Source organism: Verrucosispora sp. NA02020 (assembly GCF_013364215.1).
GTDB lineage: Bacteria > Actinomycetota > Actinomycetes > Mycobacteriales > Micromonosporaceae > Micromonospora.
On sequence record NZ_CP054923.1, the window covers coordinates 1,889,540 to 1,911,702 of the forward strand.

21 protein-coding genes and 1 riboswitch are annotated in these 22,163 nt (G+C 73.3%); of the genes, 15 read left to right on the forward strand and 6 right to left on the reverse strand.

The genetic code is table 11. The features are described from left to right. Nucleotides 1-120 precede the first annotated feature (120 nt). Together HUT12_RS08305 and dapB are read left to right on the forward strand one after the other, a co-directional pair. Nucleotides 121-1,482, forward strand: coding sequence for a pitrilysin family protein (locus tag HUT12_RS08305; protein ID WP_176093009.1), 1,362 nt, complete (start codon nt 121-123; stop codon nt 1,480-1,482). A gap of 69 nt (nt 1,483-1,551) precedes the next feature. Next, nucleotides 1,552-2,325 carry a 4-hydroxy-tetrahydrodipicolinate reductase gene (gene dapB / locus HUT12_RS08310; RefSeq protein ID WP_176093010.1) on the forward strand — a complete coding sequence of 258 codons (774 nt, stop codon included), beginning with the start codon at nt 1,552-1,554 and terminating at the stop codon, nt 2,323-2,325. Nucleotides 2,326-2,693: 368 nt separating this feature from the next. Here the strand turns inward: dapB and HUT12_RS08315 are convergent, their stop codons facing one another. Continuing rightward, nucleotides 2,694-3,266, reverse strand: a complete 573-nt coding sequence (locus HUT12_RS08315) for a GNAT family N-acetyltransferase (RefSeq protein ID WP_131057756.1) — start codon at nt 3,264-3,266, stop codon at nt 2,694-2,696. A gap of 35 nt (nt 3,267-3,301) precedes the next feature. On the opposite strand from HUT12_RS08315, the gene HUT12_RS08320 reads away from it, so the two are divergent. Then, on the forward strand, nt 3,302-4,609 hold the full coding sequence (locus tag HUT12_RS08320) for a glycosyltransferase family 87 protein (RefSeq protein WP_176095695.1): 1,308 nt from the start codon (nt 3,302-3,304) through the stop codon (nt 4,607-4,609). Here the strand turns inward: HUT12_RS08320 and HUT12_RS08325 are convergent. After that, nucleotides 4,508-5,059: a GNAT family N-acetyltransferase gene (locus HUT12_RS08325; protein ID WP_176093011.1), complete on the reverse strand. Its 552-nt coding sequence runs from the start codon at nt 5,057-5,059 to the stop codon at nt 4,508-4,510. The genes HUT12_RS08320 and HUT12_RS08325 overlap by 102 nt on opposite strands. A 79-nt stretch (nt 5,060-5,138) precedes the next feature. Here HUT12_RS08325 and HUT12_RS08330 point away from each other — a divergent pair, with 79 nt between their 5' ends. The 6 genes from HUT12_RS08330 (at nt 5,139) to HUT12_RS08355 (ending at nt 11,879) form a co-directional block, all read left to right on the forward strand. Next, nucleotides 5,139-6,368 carry a winged helix-turn-helix domain-containing protein gene (locus tag HUT12_RS08330; RefSeq protein WP_176093012.1) on the forward strand — a complete coding sequence of 410 codons (1,230 nt, stop codon included), beginning with the start codon at nt 5,139-5,141 and terminating at the stop codon, nt 6,366-6,368. After that, nucleotides 6,365-6,934 (forward strand): DUF2752 domain-containing protein, encoded by a 570-nt coding sequence (locus HUT12_RS08335; RefSeq protein ID WP_176093013.1) that lies wholly within the window; start codon nt 6,365-6,367, stop codon nt 6,932-6,934. The genes HUT12_RS08330 and HUT12_RS08335 overlap by 4 nt, the downstream gene beginning before the upstream one ends. Nucleotides 6,935-7,128: 194 nt before the next feature. Next, a complete protein-coding gene (gene thyX / locus HUT12_RS08340) occupies nt 7,129-7,872 on the forward strand; it encodes an FAD-dependent thymidylate synthase (RefSeq protein ID WP_131055348.1) in 744 nt (247 codons plus the stop codon). An 80-nt stretch (nt 7,873-7,952) separates the two neighbouring features. Beyond that, nucleotides 7,953-8,879 (forward strand): 4-hydroxy-tetrahydrodipicolinate synthase, encoded by a 927-nt coding sequence (gene dapA, locus HUT12_RS08345; protein WP_131055344.1) that lies wholly within the window; start codon nt 7,953-7,955, stop codon nt 8,877-8,879. 52 nt (nt 8,880-8,931) lie between these two features. Beyond that, complete coding sequence (locus HUT12_RS08350) at nt 8,932-10,623, forward strand: ribonuclease J (protein WP_131055346.1); 1,692 nt, start codon at nt 8,932-8,934, stop codon at nt 10,621-10,623. A gap of 71 nt (nt 10,624-10,694) precedes the next feature. After that, nucleotides 10,695-11,879, forward strand: coding sequence for a S1 family peptidase (locus HUT12_RS08355; RefSeq protein WP_176093014.1), 1,185 nt, complete (start codon nt 10,695-10,697; stop codon nt 11,877-11,879). A gap of 55 nt (nt 11,880-11,934) precedes the next feature. Here HUT12_RS08355 and HUT12_RS08360 read toward each other — a convergent pair whose 3' ends face one another. Then, the gene (locus HUT12_RS08360) at nt 11,935-13,509 is read right to left on the reverse strand and encodes a YbjN domain-containing protein (protein ID WP_176095696.1); all 1,575 of its coding nucleotides are present in this window, start codon (nt 13,507-13,509) and stop codon (nt 11,935-11,937) included. Between the two features lie 101 nt (nt 13,510-13,610). After that, nucleotides 13,611-14,078, reverse strand: coding sequence for a YbjN domain-containing protein (locus HUT12_RS08365; protein WP_131057877.1), 468 nt, complete (start codon nt 14,076-14,078; stop codon nt 13,611-13,613). Between the two features lie 113 nt (nt 14,079-14,191). On the opposite strand from HUT12_RS08365, the gene HUT12_RS08370 reads away from it, so the two are divergent. Continuing rightward, nucleotides 14,192-16,651 carry a DNA translocase FtsK gene (locus HUT12_RS08370; RefSeq protein ID WP_176093015.1) on the forward strand — a complete coding sequence of 820 codons (2,460 nt, stop codon included), beginning with the start codon at nt 14,192-14,194 and terminating at the stop codon, nt 16,649-16,651. A 111-nt stretch (nt 16,652-16,762) separates the two neighbouring features. Here the strand turns inward: HUT12_RS08370 and HUT12_RS08375 are convergent, their stop codons facing one another. After that, nucleotides 16,763-16,996 carry a hypothetical protein gene (locus tag HUT12_RS08375; protein ID WP_343232793.1) on the reverse strand — a complete coding sequence of 78 codons (234 nt, stop codon included), beginning with the start codon at nt 16,994-16,996 and terminating at the stop codon, nt 16,763-16,765. Between the two features lie 90 nt (nt 16,997-17,086). Next, on the reverse strand, nt 17,087-17,401 hold the full coding sequence (locus tag HUT12_RS08380) for a multidrug efflux SMR transporter (RefSeq protein ID WP_131057162.1): 315 nt from the start codon (nt 17,399-17,401) through the stop codon (nt 17,087-17,089). Between the two features lie 60 nt (nt 17,402-17,461). Further along, nucleotides 17,462-17,527: riboswitch (guanidine-III (ykkC-III) riboswitch) on the reverse strand. Nucleotides 17,528-17,620: 93 nt separating this feature from the next. On the opposite strand from HUT12_RS08380, the gene HUT12_RS08385 reads away from it, so the two are divergent. From HUT12_RS08385 to HUT12_RS08405, 5 genes are all read left to right on the forward strand, one after another. Then, nucleotides 17,621-18,544: an ornithine cyclodeaminase family protein gene (locus HUT12_RS08385; protein WP_176093016.1), complete on the forward strand. Its 924-nt coding sequence runs from the start codon at nt 17,621-17,623 to the stop codon at nt 18,542-18,544. Between the two features lie 135 nt (nt 18,545-18,679). After that, nucleotides 18,680-20,215, forward strand: a complete 1,536-nt coding sequence (rimO, locus tag HUT12_RS08390; RefSeq protein WP_236146047.1) for a 30S ribosomal protein S12 methylthiotransferase RimO — start codon at nt 18,680-18,682, stop codon at nt 20,213-20,215. Nucleotides 20,216-20,271: 56 nt separating this feature from the next. After that, nucleotides 20,272-20,865, forward strand: a complete 594-nt coding sequence (pgsA, locus tag HUT12_RS08395) for a CDP-diacylglycerol--glycerol-3-phosphate 3-phosphatidyltransferase (RefSeq protein ID WP_131057602.1) — start codon at nt 20,272-20,274, stop codon at nt 20,863-20,865. An 84-nt stretch (nt 20,866-20,949) separates the two neighbouring features. After that, entirely contained in the window at nt 20,950-21,438 is a 489-nt protein-coding gene (locus HUT12_RS08400) for a CinA family protein (RefSeq protein ID WP_176095697.1), read from the forward strand. A 125-nt stretch (nt 21,439-21,563) separates the two neighbouring features. Continuing rightward, a complete protein-coding gene (locus tag HUT12_RS08405; protein WP_131057730.1) occupies nt 21,564-22,022 on the forward strand; it encodes a helix-turn-helix domain-containing protein in 459 nt (152 codons plus the stop codon). The last annotated feature ends 141 nt before the right edge of the window (nt 22,023-22,163 follow it).

Consider the following 22,163-nt stretch of genomic DNA (forward strand, 5'->3'; position numbering starts at 1 on the left):
CCGGCCGGGCGACACCGTCGCCCGGCCGGTTCGTGATCCACCACCCCTCGTCGTACTGGGAAGCAGGTTGCCGTGAGTCGGACCCGCCGTTCGTCCTTGCCCACGGCGCGACCGGGAGGGATGCCCTCGGGCGGCCGGCAGGCCGCCACGACCACCCGGTCCGCCGGAGCGGCCACCCGCGCGGTGACCAGGACGTTGAGTGACGACCCGCTGGGCGGTACGGTGCGCCGCACGGTCCTCCCCAGCGGGCTGCGGGTACTCACCGAGGCGATCCCGGCGATGCGCAGCGTCTCGTTCGGCATCTGGGTGGCGGTCGGCTCCCGGGACGAGACCGGCACGCAGGCCGGCGCCGCCCACTTCCTGGAGCACCTGCTCTTCAAGGGCACCCACAAGCGGGACGCCCTGGAGATCTCTTCGTCGATCGAGGCGGTCGGCGGCGAGACCAACGCCTTCACCACGAAGGAGTACACCTGCTACTACGCCCGGGTGCTGGACGAGGACCTGCCCCTGGCCATCGACGTGATGTGCGACCTGGTCGCCGACTCGGTGCTCGACCCGGCCGACGTGGAGACCGAGCGGAGCGTCATCCTCGAAGAGATCGCCATGCACGACGACGAACCCGGCGACGAGGTGCACGACCTGCTCACCCGGGCCGTCTACGGTGACCACCCGCTGGGCCGGCTGATCTCCGGCACCGCCGAGACGGTCACCCCGATGACCCGCCGGCAGATCCAGAGCTTCTACCGCCGCCGCTACGTCGCGCCGCAGATCGTCATCGCCGCCGCCGGGAACCTCGACCACGCGACCGTGGTCCGGCTGGTCCGGTCGGCGCTCAAGGGCAGTCCGCTCGACACCGACCCGGCGACGCCCGCGTCGCACCGGCCGATCACCCCGGCGGTACGCACCCAGACCGCCACCGTGGTCGTCCACGCGAAGGAGACCGAGCAGGCGCACGTCGTGCTCGGCTGCCCCGGCATCGACCGGCTCGACGAGCGACGCTTCGCCCTCGGCGTGCTCAACAACTTGCTCGGCGGCGGCATGTCCAGCCGCCTGTTCCAGGAGATCCGCGAGCGGCGTGGCCTGGCGTACTCGGTCTACTCCTACGCCAGCCAGTACGCCGACACCGGTCTGTTCGGCGTGTACGCCGGGTGCGCCCCGGGGCGGGTGCAGGAGGTGCTGGAGCTGACCCGGGCCGAGTTGGCGCGTACCGCCGCGCAGGGCGTCACCGAGGCCGAACTGGCCCGGGGCAAGGGGATGAGCAAGGGCTCCTTCGTGCTCGGCCTGGAGGACACCGGCTCACGGATGAGCCGGCTGGCCAAGGGCGAGCTGCTCTACGGTGACCTGGTCCCCGTCGACGAACTGCTGCACCGGGTCGACGCGGTCACGCTCGACGACGTCAACGCACTCGCCGCCGACCTGCTCAGCCGACCCATGTCGCTGGCCGTGGTCGGCCCGTTCGGCGACTCGGACTTCGTCGCCTGACCCGGCCGCCCGGGTGCGGCCGTCGTACCGCCGGGGTGCCGGCGTCCCGATTGGGATAGGTTGTGCCGCGTGACTGACGAGCAGGAGAAGGGCGCGACCGGGCCGATCCGGGTCGGTGTGCTGGGTGCCCGGGGCCGGATGGGCCTCGAGGTGTGCAGGGCCGTCGACGGCGCCGCCGACATGGAACTGGTGGCCTCGGTCGACCAGGGCGACCCGTTGACCGCCGTGGCGGACGCCGGTGCGCAGGTGGTCGTCGACTTCACCACCCCGGACGTGGTGATGGACAACCTGCGCTGGTGCGTGGACCACGGCGTGCACGCGGTCGTCGGCACCACCGGCTTCACCGGGCAGCGGCTGGATCAGGTGCGGGACTGGCTCGGCGGCAGGCCGGAACTGGGTGTGGTGATCGCCCCGAACTTCGGCATCGGCGCGGTGCTGATGATGCAGTTCGCCACCCGTGCGGCCCGGCACTTCGAGTCCGTCGAGATCATCGAGCAGCACCACCCGCGCAAGCTCGACGCGCCCAGCGGCACCGCCACGCACACCGCCCGCCTGGTCGCGGCGGCCCGCGCCGAGGCCGGGCTGGGCCCGGTGCCGGACGCCACCGCCGACGAGGTCCCCGGTGCCCGGGGCGCCGACGTCGAGGGGGTGCGCGTGCACGCGGTCCGGGCCACCGGCCTGCTCGCCCACCAGGAGGTGCTCTTCGGCACCACCGGCGAGACGCTGACCATCCGGCACGACTCGTACGACCGGGTCTCGTTCATGCCCGGCGTGCTGCTGGCCGTCCGCGCGGTGCCCGGCCGACCCGGTCTGACCCTCGGCCTGGACCCGCTGCTCGACTGAGCCCGACCCGGGCGGCCGCCACGCCCGACGCGGACCCCTCCCGGACCGGGGTTGCCGTGACGGACCGAGGCTGCCGTGACGGTTCGAGGCGGCCGGGTCCTACCCCTGCTTCGGGCACTGTCGAGCTGAACCGTCTGCGCTATCGCGGCCCGGCCGGCCGCCCGTCACCGTCGGCTGCCCGTCACCGTCGGCTGCCCGTCACCGTCGGTCGGCTACGTGTGATCCGTCGCTGCCGGACGAGCCGTCGCTGGCTGCTCGCTGCCGAGTCGGCCGTCGGTGATCCGTCTCTGCTCTCAGCTCGACAGGCACCGGGGTGGCAGTACATCTCCGTCGTGGTGCTGCCGCAGCCCCGGCCGTCCGACGGCCGCTCAGTCCGCCTCGGCGGGCACCGCCACGTGCAGGCGCAGCTGCGGCACCAGCATGTCGTCCACGTCCAGCGCCCGCCCCGCCCCGTCGGGCTCCCAGCCGGCCGCGCCGAGGAACTTCCGGGACGCCTCGTCGCCCTCGAAGACCCAGGAGACGGCCCGGGTGAATCCAGACTCCCGCCACAGGTCCACACTGGCGGCGAGCAGCCGGCTGCCGTGTCCGCGCCGGCCCCAGCGCGGCTCCACCAGCAGGTCGGTCACCGCCACCACGTCGGCGCCGAGCGCGTCGGCGGGCTCGTTCGGGGCCAGCGCCTCCGCGTCGACCGGCCCGGAGGCGGCGAAGCCCACCAGATACGATTGCTCGGCCTGTTCGACGGCGACCAGCACCCGATGGGTCTCACCGGGCGGCTGGCGCACCGCGGCGTCCCACCGCCGCGCGAGCCACGCCTCGTCGAGGTTCTCCAGCACGTGCCGGGGCAGCAGCCGCCGGTAGGCGACCCGCCAGGTCGCGAGCTGGATGCGGGCGATCTCGGCGACGTCCTCCGGACGCGCCGGGCGGACAAACCCCAGAGCCATGGGACGACAGCCTACGCAGGGTGAGGGAGGCGACGGTGGCGCAGGGTGCCAGGCGGACGGTCGGACAGGTCGTCGCAGTGGTCGTACTCGCCGTCGCGGTGACCGCGTTCCTCTCCGTGGCGGCGGTCCGGCACGGCTTCTTCGACCTGCACGTCTATCGCGGCGCGCTGGTCTGGTGGGTGCACGACGGCGGCGAGATCTACGACTACCTCAAGCCGGGCACCCAGTACGGCTTCACCTACCCGCCGTTCGCCGCGCTGGTGATGCTGCCGATGGCGTACCTGTCCTGGCACGGGGCGATCGTGGTGAGCGTGGCCGCCGGGGTGGCCACCGCCGCGGTGCTGATCTGGTGGCTGCTGGACCCGGTGTCCCGCCGCGCGGGCTGGACCCGGTGGTTCGCGTTCGCGGTGGCGCTCTGCCTGGCCGCCGCGTTCGAGCCGATGCGCGAGACCATCAACTTCGGCCAGGTCAACACGCTGCTGCTGTTCCTGGTCGCGGTGGACCTGCTGCGGTTGCTGCCACGCGACAGCAGGTGGGCCGGCGTCGGCATCGGCCTGGCCACCGCGATCAAGCTCACGCCCGGCATCTTCCTGATCTATCTGCTGGCCACCGGTCGCTGGCGGGCGGCGCTCACCGCCACCGGCACCGCGACCGCAGCGACCGTGCTGGCCGCCGCGCTGTTCCCGGACGCGGCCCGCGAGTTCTGGACCTCGGCGTTGTGGAACACCGGCCGGGTCGGTGAGCTGGCCTTCATCTCCAACCAGTCGCTGCGCGGCGTGGTGGCCCGGCTCGACCCGCAGAGCCCCAGCACGCTGGCCTGGCTGGCGCTGGTGGCCGCGACCGTCGCGCTGTGGATCCGACGGTCGCGGGCCGCCGTGGCGGCCGGCGACGAGGCCGCCGGTCTGGCGCTGACCGGCGCGGTGATGTGCCTGGTCAGCCCGGTCACCTGGGTGCACCACCTGGTCTGGCTGCTGCCGGGGCTGTTGCTGCTGGTGGACCACGGCATGGCCGCGCCACCGCGCAGCCGCCGCCGGCACCTGCTACTGGCCGCCGCCACCGTCGGGTACGGCTTCCTGACCAGCCGGATCGTCTGGGCGTGGGAGCAGGACTTTAGCGGGATCGACGGCTTCCTCTTCGGCAACACGTACGTCTGGATCAGCCTGGCGCTCCTGGCCTTCCTGCCGCTGGGCCGCCGGGGCGAACCGCTGGACCGGGGCGCACCGCCGGCGCCGGCCGGACGGTCAGCCGTCGAGGCGGCCGGTGTACCGCAACTCGACCAGCCCGATCGGCGGACGCCCGCCGGAGAGCGGCACCGGATAGGTCGACTCCTCACCATCCGGTGACAACCCGGCCCGCTGATAGAACCGGCGGGCCCGGTGGTTGTCCGCCAACACCCACACCCGGTACTCCGACCAGCCGTGTTCCCGCAGGCCGTCGTGCGCGGCGGCGAACAGCGCCGGAGCCGTGCCGTCGCCCCAGTGGGCGGGCGCCACGTAGAGCGCCACCACCTCGCCGTACGCCGGGTCGAGGTCGCCCCGGTCCTGGTTGTTGCGGTACGGCCCGAACGTGGTGAACCCGGCCAACGCCCCGTCGACCTCGGCGAGCAGCGTGGTGAACGGGTGCTCCGGGTCGGCCGTGCCGAGGGCCCGGCGACGCTGCGCCCAGGCCACCGGGTTGAGTCGGCCCAGCACCTCGTCCGGCATGATCCCGGCGTACCCGGCCTGCCAGCCGCTCACGTGCACCCGGGCGATCGCCTCGGCGTCCTCGGGTTCCTCCCGACGGATGGTGGGCATGGCTCCAGTTCTAGGCGGCCCGGGGCGTCAGGTCCAGTCTCCGCACCGGTGTCGTACGGGTGACGTAGCCTGCGCTGCGATGGTCGCACCGGAATCACTCTCGCTCGCCCAGGCCCGCCGCGTGGCGCTGGCCGCACAGGGCTTCGCCGACCCGTCGCCCACCGGGGCGCCCACCCGCCGTCACCTGCGGCGGGTGCTCGACCGGGTCGGGCTGATCCAGATGGACTCGGTGAACGTCCTGCAACGCGCGCACTACCTGCCGCTCTACAGCCGGCTCGGGCCGTACCCGACCACGTTGCTCGACACCGCCGCCTACCGCCGGCCCCGTGACCTCTTCGAGTACTGGGGGCACGAGGCGTCGCTGGTGCCGGTCGGTCTGCATCCGGCGCTGCGCTGGCGGATGGCGCGGGCGCACACCGACGCCTGGGGCGGGATGCGCCGCATCGCCCAGGAGCAGCCCGCCCTGGTGGCCTGGGTACGCGACGAGGTGGCCGCGCGGGGACCGCTGACCGTGGCCGAGATCGAGCACGACGCACCCCGGGAGACCGGCAACTGGGGGTGGAACTGGTCGGCGGTCAAACAGGCGCTGGAATACCTGTTCTGGGCCGGCGAGGTGTGCGCGGCGGACCGCACCACCTCCTTCGCCCGCCGCTACGACCTGCCCGAACGGGTGCTTCCCGCCGAGGTGCTGAACGCACCCACGCCGACCGACGCCGAGGCGTACCGCACGCTCGTCGGCATCGCCGCCCGGGCGCTCGGCGTGGCCGCGGAGGTGGAGCTGCGCGACTACTTCCGGCTGCCGGTGGCCGGTGCCCGGCAGGCCGTCGCCGAGCTGGTCGAGGCCGGGGAGTTGCGCCCGGTGACGGTGCCGGGCTGGCGGCAGCCGGCCTGGCTGCACGCGCAGGCCCGGCTGCCCCGCTGGGTACGCGGCAACACGCTGGTCAGCCCCTTCGACCCGCTGATCTGGGAACGCGCCCGCACCGAGCGGCTGTTCGGCTTCACCTACCGCATCGAGATCTACGTGCCCGCGCCCCAGCGGGTGTACGGCTACTACGTGCTGCCGTTCCGGCAGGGGGAGCGGTTCACCGCCCGCGTCGACCTCAAGGCCGATCGCAGGGCCGGGGTGCTGCTGGTGCCGGCCGCCTGGGTCGAGCCGGGCGCCGACCCGGGGGAGACCGCCGTGGCCCTCGCCGCCGAGCTGTACCGACTCGCCGGCTGGCTCGGCCTGGACGCGGTCGCTCCGCCGTCCGCCGGTGATCTGGCCGGCCCGCTGGCCGCCGCGCTGCTGAGCGTGGCGGGTGTACGGTGAGCAGCGTGACGAGCGTTGACCGACCGGGCGCCCCCGATCCCCACGCGCCCGCCACCCCCGCTCACCCGGAGGGCTACCCCGGTGGCTATCCGGCGGGCTACTACCCGCCGATCGCCGAGCCCGACCGCCTGACCCGCTTCGTCACGCGCTTGCACGAGCGCACCCCGCGCTGGGTGGTGCCGCTGGCCGCCGTCGGCTGCGTCGCCGCAGGCATCGGGTACGCGCTGATCAGCGATCCCACCCGCTCCGCGCCGGACGCGATCCCCAGCTGCCTGCTCAAACTCACCACCGGGCTGGACTGCCCGGGCTGCGGTGGCACCCGCGCCCTCTGGTACGTCCTGCACGCCGATCTGCCGGCCGCCGCCCGGCACCACTTCCTCTTCGTCTTCGCGTTGCCCTTCCTGGCGTACTTCTTCGTCGCCTGGGCCGGCAAGCAGGCGTTCGGCTGGCGACTGCCCGAGTTGCGCGTCGGCCCGAAGCTGGTCGGCGGCTTCCTCGCCGCCTGGCTGGCCTTCACGGTGATCCGCAACCTCCCCTGGCCCCCCTTCACGGCCCTCTACGTCTAACCCCCCCACCCCCACCACCCCCCACCTCCTGAATGAGTTGATCAAGAGGTTTGCGCCCTCCGGCCACCTCGTTCGTGACCGAAACCTCTTGATCAACGCGGCGGTGCACGCGGCGGGACACGTGGTGGGGTGGGTGGTGGGGGTGGGGTGGGGGTGGTGGGGTGGGGCCAACTACAGTCGCAGGAATGCCGGAGATGGTGCAGCCCCAGGTCAAGCTGATCGCGTGGACCCACTTCGACCCGCCGGAGGACGTGCCGTGGTCGACCGACGCGGACGGGGGACAGGCGCTCGCGGAGTTCGCCGGCCGGGCCTGCTACCAGAGCTGGAAGAAGCCGAATCCGGCGACCGCCACCAACGCCGGATACCTCGCGCACATCCTGGAGGTCGGGCACCTCTCGGTGCTGGAGCACGGGTCGGTGAGTTTCTACTTCAGCGGGGTCTCCCGGTCGTTCACGCACGAACTTATCCGGCACCGGCACTTCTCGTACTCCCAGTTGTCGCAGCGGTACGTGCCGGAGCGGGACGCGGCGATGGTGGAGCCGAGGGTGATCGCCGAGGACCCGGAGCTGCACAAGCGGTTCGTCGAGGCGGCCGAGGCGAGCGTGCGGGCGTACACCGAGTTGTTGGAGGGGTTGGAGCGGCACTTCGCCGACGAGCCCAACCCGACGTTGCGGCGCAAGCAGGCCCGGCAGGCGGCGCGGGCGGTGCTGCCGAACGCCACCGAGACGCGGATCGTGGTGACCGGCAACTACCGTGCCTGGCGGCACTTCATCGGGATGCGGGCCACCGAGCACGCCGACGTGGAGATCCGCGAGCTGGCGGTGGAGTGCCTGCGGCAGTTGCAGCGGGTGGCGCCGAACGTCTTCGCCGACTTCGCCGTCTCGACTCTCGCCGATGGCACCGAGGTGGCGGCGAGCCCGCACATCGCGGCATCCTGAGCGGGAGAGCACTCCGCTCACCGAGGGGTCCTGAGGCCTTCCCCGGCGGCCGACCGCCGGCCGTCCGCTAGGTTGTCACCATGACGCACGACCACCTTGACACACCGGTCCGGGCGGCCTCCCGCCCCTTCGGACGAGTGCTCACCGCGATGGTGACCCCGTTCACCGCCGACGGTGCGCTCGACCTCGACGGCGCCGCGCGGCTCGCGGACCACCTCGTGACCGAGCAGGGCAACGACGCGCTGGTGGTCAACGGCACCACCGGCGAGTCGCCGACCACCACGGACGCGGAGAAGGAACGCCTGATCCGGACCGTGGTGGAGACCGTCGGTGAGCGGGCCCGGGTGGTGGCGGGGGTCGGCACCAACGACACCCGGCACACCATCGAGCTGGCCGCCGCCGCGGAGAAGGCCGGTGCGCACGGGTTGCTGGTGGTGACCCCGTACTACAACAAGCCGCCGCAGGCCGGGTTGCTGCGTCACTTCATCGAGGTGGCCGACTCCACCGGCCTGCCGGTGATGGTCTACGACATCCCGCACCGCGCCGGGGTGCCGATCGAGACCGAGACGCTGGTCCGGCTCGCCGAGCACGGCCGCATCGTCGCGGTCAAGGACGCCAAGAACGACCTGACCGCGACGAGCTGGGTGACCAGCCGCACGGACCTGGCGTTCTACAGCGGCGACGACGCCTCCACGCTGCCCGCGCTCGCGGTCGGGTGCGTGGGCGTGGTCGGCACCTCGACGCACTTCACCGGGGCCGACACCAAGCGGATGATCGAGGCGTACGACGCGGGGGACACCGCGTCCGCGCTCGCTCTGCACCGCCGGCTGCTGCCGTTGTTCACCGGGATCTTCCGGACCCAGGGCACGATCCTGGTGAAGGCGGGTCTGAACGCGTCGAAGCTGCCGGCCGGGCCGGTCCGGTCGCCGCTCGTGGAAGCCACCGAAGACGAGTTCGCCCAGCTGCGCGCCGACTGCGCGGCGGCGGGGCTACCGCTACCCGAATGATCAAACGACACGACGGACGCCGGGTGACGGCGTCGCAGAATGAGGTGAACGCGTGACCGAGGCGCACAACGAGGAGGCCCAACTTCCCCCGCCGCTGCCGGAGGGCGGACTGCGGATAACCCCGCTCGGCGGGCTCGGCGCCATCGGCCGGAACATGACCGTCTTCGAGTACGACGGCAAACTGCTGGTCGTCGACTGCGGCGTGCTCTTCCCCGATGTGGAGCAGCCCGGTGTCGACCTGATCCTGCCGGATTTCGGTCCCATCCTCGACCGGCTCGACGACGTCCAGGCGATCGTGCTGACCCACGGGCACGAGGACCACATCGGCGCGGTGCCGTACCTGCTCGCCCACAAGCCGGACATCCCGCTGGTGGGTTCCCAGTTCACCCTGGCGCTGGTCGAGGCGAAGCTGGCGGAGCGGCGGATCCAGCCGTACACGTTGACGGTGCGGGAGGGCGGCCGGGAGCGACTCGGTCCGTTCGAGTGCGAGTTCTTCGCCGTCAACCACTCGATCCCGGACGCGTTGGCGGTGGCCATCCGTACGCCGGCCGGCCTGGTGCTGCACACCGGCGACTTCAAGATGGACCAGCTCCCGCTGGACGGCCGGATCACCGACCTGGCCGGGTTCGCCCGGCTCGGCGCCGAGGGCGTGGACCTGCTGCTCTCGGACTCCACCAACGCGGAGATCCCCGGCTTCGTCACCCCGGAGCGGGAGATCGGCCCGGTCCTCGACTCGATCTTCGCCAAGGCGCGCGGCCGGATCATCGTCGCCTCGTTCGCCTCGCACGTGCACCGGGTGCAGCAGGTGTTCGACTCGGCGCTGGAGCACGGCCGCAAGGTCGCGCTGATCGGCCGGTCCATGGTGCGCAACATGGGCATCGCCCGCGACCTGGGGCTGCTCAACATCCCGGCGGGCCTGGTGGTCGGCCTGGACGAGGCCACGTCGATGCCGCCCGAGCAGATCGTGCTGATGTCCACCGGGTCGCAGGGCGAGCCGATGAGCGCCCTGGGCCGGATGGCCAGCGGCGACCACCGGCACATCACCATCGCCCCGGGCGACACGGTGGTGCTCGCCTCGTCGTTGGTGCCGGGCAACGAGACCTCGGTCTACCGGGTGATCAACCGGTTGGCCCGGGCCGGTGCCGTGGTGGTGCACAAGGACGTGGCCAAGGTGCACGTCTCCGGCCACGCGCCCGCCGGTGAACTGCTCTACCTGCTCAACGTGGTGCGGCCCAGCAACCTGATGCCGGTGCACGGCGAGTGGCGGCACCTGCGGGCGCATGCCCGGCTCGGCATCGAGTCCGGGGTGGCGGCCGACCGGGTGGTGCTCTGCGAGGACGGCGACGTGGTCGACCTCGTGGAGGGCCGGGCCAGCCTGGTGGGACGGGTCAAGAGCCGGTACGTCTACGTCGACGGACTGGCCGTCGGTGACGTCAGCGAATCGCTGCTCACCGAGCGTCGCATCCTCGGTGACGGTGGGTTCATCGCCGCGACGGTGGTGGTGGACTCGGTGACCGGCAAGGTGGTCGCCGGGCCGACCGTCTCCGCCAAGGGTTTCTCCGAGGACCAGCAGGCGTTCAACGCGGTGATCCCGTTGGTGACCGAGGCCCTGAACAGGGCCGCTGCGGACGGCATCACCGACCCGCACCAGCTCCAGCAGATCGTTCGTCGCACGGTGGGTCGGTGGGTCAACGACGCCTACCGGCGCCGGCCGATGATCGTGCCCACTGTCGTCGAAGTCTGAACCGTTCGGTCCATCCGCCCGTACTCCGATCCGGCAGGCGTGCCCCGCGCCGGCCGGGAGGAGCATGGCGGATGGACCGCAGACGATTGACAGCCATCGGTGTCGTGGTGGCGGCGCTGGGCGCGGCGGCGGCGGTGGCCCTGCCGTCCTTCGCCGGTGACGGCGGCGCGCCGAGCACCGCGCCGACCGGTCAGGCCGTGGCGGGCGCCGACGCGGAGGTGGTCGAGGCCATGCGTCGCGACCTGGGGCTGGACCAGGCGCAGGTCGCGGCGCGGCTGAAGACCGAACGCTGGGCCAGCGGGGTCGTCGAGCAGCTCCGGTCGGACCTCGGCGGGGACTACGCCGGTAGCTGGCTGAGCGCCGACGGCGCCCAGCTCAACGTCGCGGTCGCCGACGAGGCCCAGGCACAGCGGGTACGCGCCACCGGCGCGGTGCCGAAGGTGGTGGAGCGTGGCGTCGGCCAGCTCGACGCGATCAAGACCCGGATGGACCGGACCGCCGGGCGGGCCGAGAACGTCTCCGGTTGGTACGTCGACGTCGCCACCAACACGGTGGTGGTGCTCGCCGCACCGGGTGCCGAAGCGGCCGGCTGGCGTTTCGTGGCCCGTGCGGGCGTACCCCGGCAGGCGGTCCGGATGGCCACCGAGGAGCAGCCGCGACTCTTCGCCGACGTCCGTGGCGGCGAGCCCTTCTTCGTCGGCGCCGGCCGCTGCTCGGTCGGGTTCGCGGTGGTCGGCGGCTACGTGACCGCCGGGCACTGCGGCCGGGTCGGTGCCCGGACCTCGGGGCCGGACGGCGAGTTGCAGGGTGTGTTCCGGGCCTCCTCCTTCCCCGGCGACGACTGGGCCTTCGTGCAGGTCAACCAGAACACCCGGGTGCTGCCCGAGGTGACCGACTTCCGGGGCGGCATCGCCCGGGTCGCCGGCTCGCAGGAGGTGCCCGCAGGGTCGTCGATCTGCCGGTCCGGCTCCACCACCGGCGTACGCTGCGGCACCGTGCAGGCCCGCAACGCCACCGTCCGCTACCCGGAGGGACTGGTCAGCGGGCTGGTCCGGACGAACGTCTGCGCCGAGCCCGGTGACTCCGGCGGTTCGTGGATCTCGGGCAGCCAGGCGCAGGGCGTCACCTCCGGCGGCTCGGGCGACTGCGTACGCGGTGGCACGACGTTCTACCAGCCGGTCAACGAGATCCTGCAACGCAACAACCTGACGTTGCTCACCACGCAGAACTTCGCCACGTTGGGCAGCCGACGCTGATTCCCCGCCGGCCCGGTCGGACGCGTCCCGTCCGGCCGGGCCGGCGCATGTCCGCTCAGGGCAGCGCGGCGACCGCCTCCGCGTACGCGACGCCCGTGCGGACCGCCGCGTCGACGAGGACCGTGACCTGTGCCGGGGCCACCCCGTACGCCAGGTCGGTGGTCACCTCGCCGGCCAGCACCAGTTCACCCTCGCCCGGATCGTGCACGTACGCGCTGGGCAGCAGCCGGTCCCGGTTCCACCCGTTGCAGAACGCGTACGCCTCGGCCCGACGGGCGGCCGGCAGCCGACGACCGGCGACCACCCGGGCGTGCAGGATCTCGCCGCGCTCCCCGGCCCGCCGGAACTGGATCACCGCGTCGCCCCAGCGCCCGAGCACGGTGCCGGTCGGGTCCAGGGCGTACCCGTCGCCCCGCCGGTCCAACGCCTCGGTGATCATCCGTACGGTCAGTGCACCTACCTCGTCCGCCGTCTGACCGGCGGAGTCGTCCGTCCTGACCTCGGCCCCGGTCCCGCTGCCGGTCGGCGTCGGGTCGCCGGGCCAGGGCTCGTCGTCCGGCTCGATCTCGTCCTCACCCGGCAGCGGCACCGGCTCGGCCAGCGGGCGTTCGGCCAGCCAGGCGGCGATCCGGCCGGACTGGTGGCCGGTGCCGTTGCGGGCGTCGAAACTGCCGGCGAGCGCGGTGGCGACGGCGAGCAGCTCGGTGCCGAGCGCGCTCACCGTGACCTGCGCCGCCGGCCGTCCCCGGTATGCCGGCCGGTGCACCGGGCGGTCGCCGTCGGCGGCGGCGCGGGCGCAGACCAGCGCACCGGCGGCGGTGAACTCCATCACCGACCGGTCGTCGTGCGGCTGGTCCAGCCGGGGCAACTGCGCGACCAGGATCGCCAGCCCCTGCCCGAGGTGCCCGCCGAGGGCACAGAAGCGCAGGTGCGTGGCGAGGTGGCCGAACCCGTCGGGCTCGACCCGGTGCCGCCGGTACGCCCGGACGTGGGCGCGGGCCGCCCGGTGCGTCTCGCCGGCCCGCAGCCAGGGCAGCAGTGCCCCGGTCAGGGCCGCTTCGGGCTGGGCGGTGCAGCCGTCCGGACCGTCCAGCACGGACGCGACGGCGGTGAGCGCCTCCGTCCAGTCGCCCCAGCCGGCGAGCAGTTCGGCCTGGCGTACCGGCAGGCAGTCGGGACATCCGGCGGCCGGGTCGGCGGGCGCGGCCTGCCACCGGCGCAGCCAGTGCCGGGCGGCGGGCTCGTCGCCGAGATGGTCGGCGATCCGGCAGCGCACCTGCGCCACCACCGCGTCGTCCCGGTCCGCCGTCACCCCCGGGCCCGTGTCGGTGTCGAGGAGGTGGGCGGCCTGGTCGAGGCCGATGCGCGGGGTGCCGAGCAGGGCTTCGGCGGCGTACCGGCGGTAGCGGCGCAGCGTGTCGTCGTCGGGGTCGCCGGGGGTGGACCGGGCGCGGGCGGCGGCGTCGAGGCAGCGCCGGACGGGCTCGAAGAGCCGCCACCGCTCGCCGCCGCGCAGGTGCGTCTCGACCAGTTCGGACCAGGCGGCCCGGGCGGTGGCGGGGTCACCGGCCGCCTCGGCGCGGACGGCGACGCGTTCCACCTCGGCGATGCGCGCTTCGCCGTCCGGCATGTCCCGGGCGACGTGCAACGCGTCGGCGGGCCGTTCGCCGGGGACCGGCGCGGTGGTCCGGCTGCGCTGGCGGCCACGTCCGGGACCGGTCGGCCAGCCGGTCACGGCCGCTCCGACCCGACGAGCCGGCCCACCTCGGCGGCCAGCCGGCGGCCGGTGGAGATGCCCCGGTCGAGCAGCCGGTCGAGCTGGTGCGGGGTGACGCCGCGTTCCAGGTCGGTGATCACCTCGCCGCAGACCCGGGCCCGTCCGGCGTCGTCGACGTGGACGAACGCCTTGGGCCAGAACAGGTCGTGGTTCCAGGTGTTGCAGAACTCGTGCAACCGGGGCACCTCGTCGAGGCCGAAGGCGGGCGTGGCCACGATGCGTACCTGGAGGATCTCGCCGTCGTCCCCGGCGCGCAGGAACCAGACGTGGCCCTCGGCCCACCGGCCGACCAGCGCACCCCCGTCGGCGGTGACGGGGTGGCCCCGGTGCGCCAACACGGCCGTGACGAGGTCGTGCGTCAACGGCCGCAGTGCCGACGGATGGCCGGCCAACGGTCCGTCCTCGAACTCCGGCGACGCCATCGGGCACCCTTCCATGGGGCGAATATCACGGCACGCGGCGGTGGCCGCGCTGCGACACGCGGACGCGACCAGTAAGACCGGCGTATCCCGGGGCCCGCCGTTACGGTGATGCTATGGCGGGCCGTACCTCTCAGGCGAGTCGCCGACGCGGCGCGTCGCCGCGCGGTGGCACGAACAACAGTCGTGCGCGCCAACCGGCGAAGAAGACCCGGGCGCCGGTCCGGCGTCGCACCACGGCCCGGGGGCCGGGCCCGGCGGCGTACGTCGGCCGGGCGGTCCGTGCGGTGTGGATGGGCCTGGCGCACAGCGTCGGGTGGGCGGTACGCGCCACCGGCCGTCAGGCCGCCTCCGCCGCCGACATCGACCCGGAGCACCGCCGCGACGGCGCCGGCCTGCTGGTGATCGGCCTCGCCCTGCTCACCGCCGGTGCACTGTGGTTCTCCGGGGCCGGCCCGCTGGGTGCCCAACTCGCCGACACGATCCGGTTGTTCCTCGGTGCCATCTCCATCGTGGTGCCGGTGCTGCTCGGCATCGGCGGCTGGCGGCTGATGCGGCAACCCGGCGATCCCGAGCACCGGGGACGCGGCGTGATCGGCTGGGGCTCCATGCTGGTCGCCACCGCCGCGATGCTGCACATCGGTCAGCAGCCGTCCGACCCGACCGAGCGGGACTTCGCCGGTGGCCTGGTCGGCGCGGGCGTCGGCAGCCTGCTGGAGCGCGCGGTCACCGCCTGGGTGGCGGTGCCGCTGCTGCTCCTGCTGCTGGTGTTCGGGCTGTTGGTGGTGACCGCGACGCCGATCAACAAGGTGCCCGAGCGGCTCGGCCTGCTGGCCGGGGCGGTGATCGGCCGCACCGAGGAGGAGGACGAGGCCGAGGCGGAGACGCCCGCCGCGCCGTCCCGGCGACGGCCGGCGAAGCGGACTCCTCCGCCGATCGATCCGGACGACTTCGAGGACCTGGACGGGGTGGACCTCCAGGAGACCGTGGTCCTGCCGCGCAAGGCACCGTCCCGGGTGCCGGCCAGCCGCAAGCCGGCCGAGCCGCCGGAGCACTCGCCCGCGCCGACCCGGGCCGAGCAGCTCGCGTTGACCGGGATGGCCGGGGACTACACGCTGCCGCCGGCGAACATGCTGAGCACCGGAGCCGCGCCGAAGAGCCGCAGCAAGGCCAACGACGAGGTGATCGCGGCGCTGACCGGGGTCTTCGACCAGTTCGACGTGGACGCGGCGGTCACCGGATTCACCCGGGGCCCGACGGTGACCCGGTACGAGGTCGAGCTGGGCCACGGCGTCAAGGTCGAACGGATCACCCAGCTCTCCCGCAACATCGCGTACGCGGTGAAGTCGCCGGACGTGCGGATCCTCAGCCCGATCCCGGGCAAGAGCGCGGTCGGTGTGGAGATCCCGAACACCGACCCGGAGAACGTGGCGCTCGGTGACGTGCTGCGGTCGCGGGCGGCCACCAGCGACCACCACCCGATGGTGGTGGCCCTCGGCAAGGACATCGAGGGCGGGTTCGTGGTGGCCAACCTGGCCAAGATGCCGCACATCCTGATCGCGGGCGCCACCGGCGCCGGGAAGTCCAGTTGCCTCAACTCCCTGCTGATGTCCATCCTGACCCGGGCCACGCCGGACGAGGTGCGGCTGCTGCTGATCGACCCGAAGCGGGTCGAGCTGACCGGCTACGAGGGCATCCCGCACCTGGTCACCCCGATCGTGACCAACGCGAAGAAGGCCGCCGACTCGCTGGAGTGGGTGGTCCGCGAGATGGACATGCGCTACGACGACCTGGCGGCCAACGGGGTCCGGCACATCGACGACTTCAACCGCAAGGTCCGCAACGGCGAGATCAAGGCGCCGCCGGGCAGTGAACGGGAGATGCGCCCGTACCCGTACCTGCTGGTGATCGTGGACGAGTTGGCCGACCTGATGATGGTCGCACCGCGTGACGTGGAGGACTCGGTCGTCCGGATCACGCAGCTCGCCCGGGCCGCCGGGATCCACCTGGTGCTGGCCACCCAACGGCCCTCGGTCGACGTGGTGACCGGTCTGATCAAGGCCAACGTGCCGTCCCGGCTGGCGTTCGCCACCTCGTCGCTGGCCGACTCGCGGGTCATCCTGGACCAGCCCGGCGCGGAGAAGCTGCTCGGGCGCGGTGACGGCCTGTTCCTGCCGATGGGCGCGTCGAAGCCGGTGCGGATCCAGGGCGCCTGGGTCACCGAGCGCGAGATCGGCGACGTGGTCAAGTTCTGCAAGGACCAGCGCGAGCCGGAGTTCCGTTCCGACGTGCTGGCCCCCGCCCAGGAGAACAAGAAGAAGATCGACGAGGACATCGGCGACGACCTGGACCTGCTGGTGCAGGCGGTCGAGCTGGTGGTCACGTCGCAGTTCGGCTCGACCTCGATGCTCCAGCGCAAGCTGCGGGTCGGGTTCGCCAAGGCGGGTCGCCTGATGGACCTGATGGAGACCCGGGGCGTGGTCGGCCCCTCCGAGGGTTCCAAGGCCCGCGAGGTGCTGATCAAGCCGGACGAGCTGGACGAGGTCCTGGACGGCCTGCGGGGCACGGAGGGCTGACCTCGGTGGCTCCTGGCCGATCGGTCGGCGCCGTCACACCGGACCGACCCGTACACGAGGAAGGGCCCGCCGGACGTCCGGCGGGCCCTTCCTCGTCTGCGGTGTCGCGGGTCAGCTCGCGAGGGCTGCCGCGAGGACCAGGTTGAGCAGGATCGCGGCCACGCCGGCCCCGGCGGCGTACCAGCCGAGCGGCTTGTCGCCCTGCACCGCGCCGGCGACCCCGAGCCCGACGGCGACCAGGCCGAACAGCAGCGGGAACAGGAACAGCGCGAGGCCGGCGAAGACGAAGCCCGCGATCGTGCAGATGCGGGCGGCGTTGGTGCGCGGGCGGGTGCCTGCGTGCATGTTGGCCATGATCTCCTCCGGTGGTCAACTCGTCGTTGATCGGCCAGTACCCATACCGGCGTGCCGTCCAAACAGCACCCCGGACACGGATCAGTGATAGATCTTGAGCCCCACCACACCGGCCACGATCAGCAGCAGACAGAGCAGTCGGGGCAGGCTGGCCGACTCGCCCAGGACGAGCATGCCGACCAGGGCGGTGCCGGTCGCGCCGATGCCGACCCACACCGCGTAGCCGGTCCCGACCGGGATCTCGCGCAGCGCGTACGCCAGGCCGCCCATGCTGAGCACCAGCGTCACCGCGAAGACCGCGGAGGGGACGGGTCGGGTGAAGCCGGCACTGCGGTCCAGGGCGATCGCCCACGCCGTCTCGAGAAGTCCGGAGATCACCAGTGCGATCCAGGCCATCGGGTCACCTCTTCGGGGCCGCCCGGGCCACCGGGGCGCCGGGACGAGTCGGGTCCATCACGCGGGGCGTCTTGGCTCACCGGGTACGCCCACGACTCGTCCGGGACGGCCACGCGGGCCGTCGTGACCGACCGTAGCACCGGACGCGGCGGACGGCCCGGGTGAGAACGCTCACCGGAGGTGGACCTCAAGGTGACTTCAACTTGCACGATGGCAGGCATGACGGTCCTCATCACCGATCCGGAGGTCGCCGCCGCGCTGGACGCCGCGACCACCGTGGACGCGATGCGCCACGCCCTGCTCGCCGCGTACGAGGGACGACTGGTGGCCCCGCCCCGGGCCGCCGCGCCGCTGGGCGGGGGCCGGATGGTGCTGACCGCCGGGCACCTGCGCGACGAGTGGTACGGCTACCGGTCGTACGACACCTTCGGGCACCCGGGTGCCGAGCAGGTGGTGGTGCTGCACGACGGGCGTAGCGGGGTGGTGCGGGCGGTGGCGGTGGGGGAGGAGTTGGGCTCGCGGCGGACCGGCGCGATAGGTGGGGTCGCGGTGGACGCGCTGGCCCGCCCGGACGCCGCCACGGTCGGCGTGATCGGTGCCGGCCGGATGGCCTGGGCCCAGGTGTGGGCCGCCGCCGCGGTACGACCGCTGCGCGAGGTGACCGTGCACAGCCGCTCGGCGGCCCGCCGGGAGGCGTTCGCCGCCCGGGTCCGCGCCGAACTCGGCGTCCCAGCCCGCGCGGTGGACACCGTGCGCCGGGCCACCCGGGACGTGGACGTGGTGGTGCTGGCCACCACGTCCACCACGCCGGTGCTGACCGCCGCCGACGTCTCCCCGGGTACGCACGTCAACGCGGTCGGCTTCAAGCAGTCCGACCGGGCCGAGTTCGGCACCGACCTCCTCGACGCCGCGGCCGTGCTGGCCAGCGACTCCCCGGAGCAGGCGGGCGCGTACGTCCCGCCGATGCTCGCCGCCCAGCCGCCGTACGCCGCCCGCCTGCGCGACCTGGGCGCGGTGCTGGCCGGCACGGCACCCGGCCGCGCCGACGCGGACCAGATCTCGGTCTTCTGCTCGGTCGGCCTGGCCGGCACCGAGGTGTTCCTGCTCGACCGCCTGGTCTCGGTCCTCGCCCCGGCCGCCTGACGTCCGGCCCTACCGTGCCCGGTCGGCCGCCGCGCGCCCTGCCCGGTCGGCCCGAGCGCGCACGACCCGTCCGCCTCCGGTCGGTCGGGGTCCGGCCGGGCTGTCGGCCGGTGCCCGGTGGCCCGGTACCCTCGGATGGTGTCTGCCACCTCTCCTGTCGACGACTCCCAGGCGGTGCGTCCGGCGTCGCCCCGCGACCCGGAGCAGCCCGCCGACGGCCGCCGGGTCGCCCTGCTGACCCTGGGCTGTGCCCGTAACGAGGTCGACTCGGAGGAGCTGGCCGCCCGCCTGCACGCCGACGGCTGGCAGGTGACCACCGACGGCGAGGGCGCCGACGTGGTGGTGGTCAACACCTGCGGTTTCGTGGAGAAGGCCAAGCAGGACTCGATCCAGACGCTGCTGGCCGCCGCCGACACCGGCGCCAAGGTGGTCGCGGCCGGCTGCATGGCCGAGCGGTACGGCCGGGAGCTGGCCGACAGCCTCCCCGAAGCGCAGGCGGTGCTCAGCTTCGACGACTACCCGGACATCGCGTCCCGGCTGGACGCGGTCGTGGCCGGGCGGGAGTTCGCCGCGCACACCCCCCGCGACCGGCGGGAGCTGCTGCCGCTGACCCCGGTCGCCCGGCGGGACAGCGCGGTGTCGCTGCCCGGCCACGGCACGGTGGCCGAGGTGGACGAGCACACCCCGGCGCACCTGCGTCCGGTGCTGCGTCGCCGCCTGGACAGCGGTCCGGTGGCCTCGCTCAAGCTGGCCAGCGGCTGCGACCGGCGGTGCACGTTCTGCGCGATCCCGGCGTTCCGGGGCGCGTTCGTCTCGCGTACGCCGGACGAGCTGCTCGCCGAGGCCGAGTGGCTGGCCAAGAGCGGTGTCCGGGAGCTGGTGCTGGTCAGCGAGAACTCCACCTCGTACGGCAAGGACCTGGGCGACCCCCGCGCGTTGGAGAAGCTGCTGCCGCAGCTCGCGGTGATCGACGGCATCGTCCGGGTACGCGTCAGCTACCTCCAGCCGGCCGAGACCCGGCCCGGCCTGGTCGAGGCGATCGCCACCACGCCCGGCGTGGCACCCTACTTCGACCTGTCGTTCCAGCACTCCAGCGAGCCCGTGTTGCGCCGGATGCGGCGTTTCGGCTCCACCGACCGCTTCCTGGACCTGCTGGCCTCGGCCCGTGCCCTGGCGCCGGAGGCCGGGGCGCGGAGCAACTTCATCGTCGGCTTCCCCGGCGAGACCCGCGCCGACTACGAGGAACTGGTCCGTTTCCTCACCGAGGCCCGGCTCGACGCGATCGGGGTCTTCGACTACAGCGACGAGGACGGCACCGAGGCCGCCGGACTGCCCGGCAAGGTCTCCGCCGCCACCATCAAGCGCCGGTACGACAAGCTCAGCGCCCTCGCCGACGAGCTGTGCTCGCAGCGCGCCGAGGACCGCCTCGGCGCCACGGTCGAGGTGCTCGTGGACTCGGTCGACGGCGGCGTGGTCGAGGGGCGGGCCGCGCACCAGGCTCCCGAGGTGGACGGCTCCACCACCCTGGTCGCCCCGGACGGCGGCGGGGTCGACCTGGCCGCGCTGCGCCCCGGTGACCTGGTCCGGGCCACCGTCACCGACACCGAGGGCGTCGACCTGGTCGCCGTACCCGATGAGATGATCTCGGCGGCGCCCGGCGCGACACGGTGACCGCCGGCCAGGAGGAAGCGGGGGAGCGACCAGGTGTGCTGCCGGAGAGCGGGCCGATGACCGAGGCGACGGAGTCCACGCCGCTTCCCGTGGTGGCCCGGGTGGTCCCGGTGGTCAACGCCGCCAACGCGCTGACCGCGCTGCGGCTGCTGCTCGTGCCGGTCTTCGCCGCCTGCGTGGCGGTCTCCGGCATGACGCACGCCGGGTGGCAGACCATCGCCTGCGTGATCTTCGTGGTGGCCTCGGCGACGGACCTGGTCGACGGCTGGATCGCCCGCAGGTTCTCGCTGGTCACCGCGTTCGGCAAGGTGGCCGACCCGATCGCGGACAAGGCGCTCACCGGTGCCGCCCTGCTGCTGCTCTCCTGGTACGGCCAACTGCCCTGGTGGGTGACGGCGGTCATCCTCGCCCGCGAACTGGGCATCACCGCGCTGCGGTTCTGGGTGATCCGGCGCGGGGTGATCGCGGCGAGCCGGGGCGGCAAGGTCAAGACGGCGCTCCAGATCCTCGCCATCACCTGGTATCTCTGGCCGATGCCCGACGGTCTGGCCGTGGTCGGCCCGTGGATCATGGCGGCGGCGGTCGCGGTGACGGTGGTCACCGGGTTCGACTACGTCGCCCAGGCTCTGCGGCTGCGGCGTATCCGCTGATCGATCGCCCGGCGGTGCGGCGGGTAGACCGCCCGCTCGTCGGGAAGGATGCAGGGCGTGGGTGTCACAGAGGGCGAAGGACAGATGGGCAGCGCGGCGGCCGGTGTGGTGCACCGCCTCACCGAGCGGCGGGAGACCCTCGCCACCGTCGAGTCGCTGACCGGTGGACTGCTGGCCGCCACGATCGTGGAGGTCGCCGGGGCGAGCGCGGTCTACCGGGGCGGGCTGGTGGTGTACGCGACCGAGCTGAAGGAACAGCTCGCCGACGTACCGGCGGATCTGCTGGCGGCGCGCGGCCCGGTGGACGGCGACGTGGCCGCCGCCCTGGCCGAGGGCGGACGGCGGCGCTGCGGCGCCGACTGGGGCCTGGCCACCACCGGCGTCGCCGGCCCGGAGCCGCAGGACGGCAAGCCGGTCGGGTTGGTCTACGTCGCGGTCGCCGGCCCGCACGGCAGCGAGGTCCGCGAACTCCACCTGGACGGCAGCCGGGACCACATTCGGGGCGAAACCGTCACCGAGGCGCTGCGGATGGTCACCGCCCACGTGCAGAAGGACGCCGCTGCCGCAAGCTAGGAGGGCGGGGCGGGATGTCGCGGCGGCCCACAACGGGTACGGTTGCGGGAAAGCTCCGACAGTCGGAGCCGGTGCGCACCACCGGGCCGGCGGCCGGGCGAACTGTGTCCCTCAGGGGAGGTGCGATGGTCCTGCTACGCCGGGTGATCGGTGACGCACTACGGGCGCGCCGGCAGGGGCAGCACCGCACGCTGCGCGAGGTCTCTTCCGCCGCCAACGTCAGCCTGGGCTACCTGTCCGAGATCGAACGCGGCCAGAAGGAACCCTCAAGCGAACTGCTCGCCGCGATCTGCGACGCCCTCGGCGCCCGTCTGTCCGAGCTGTTGCGCGAGGTCAGCGACACCGTCGCCCTCGCCGAGCAGCTGCCGGGCGTGCTGGTGCCGGTGCAGGACGAGCCGGCCGAGGCGACTCCGGTCGGCGCGACGGCGGTGCACAAGTCCACCGGTCGACCGGTCCGCCAGGTCAGCTCGGACGGCTCCGTCGCGGTCGCGGTGCGCCAGGAGTCCCCGCTCAAGGCGACCCTGCGCAGCACCCGGGTCCGCTCCGCCGAGCGCACCGAGCGGGACGTGGTCTGCGCCGCCTGAGCGTGTTCCACACCGCGTGAGCCGCCGGCCGATGGTCGAGGTGGCGACCGCCGCGTAGGGTTGATCGCAGCGTCCCCCTCGCGCCGGTACGGATGCCGTGCTGGCGCTCGGCGGGGACGATGGACCCACCATCGCCGGTGG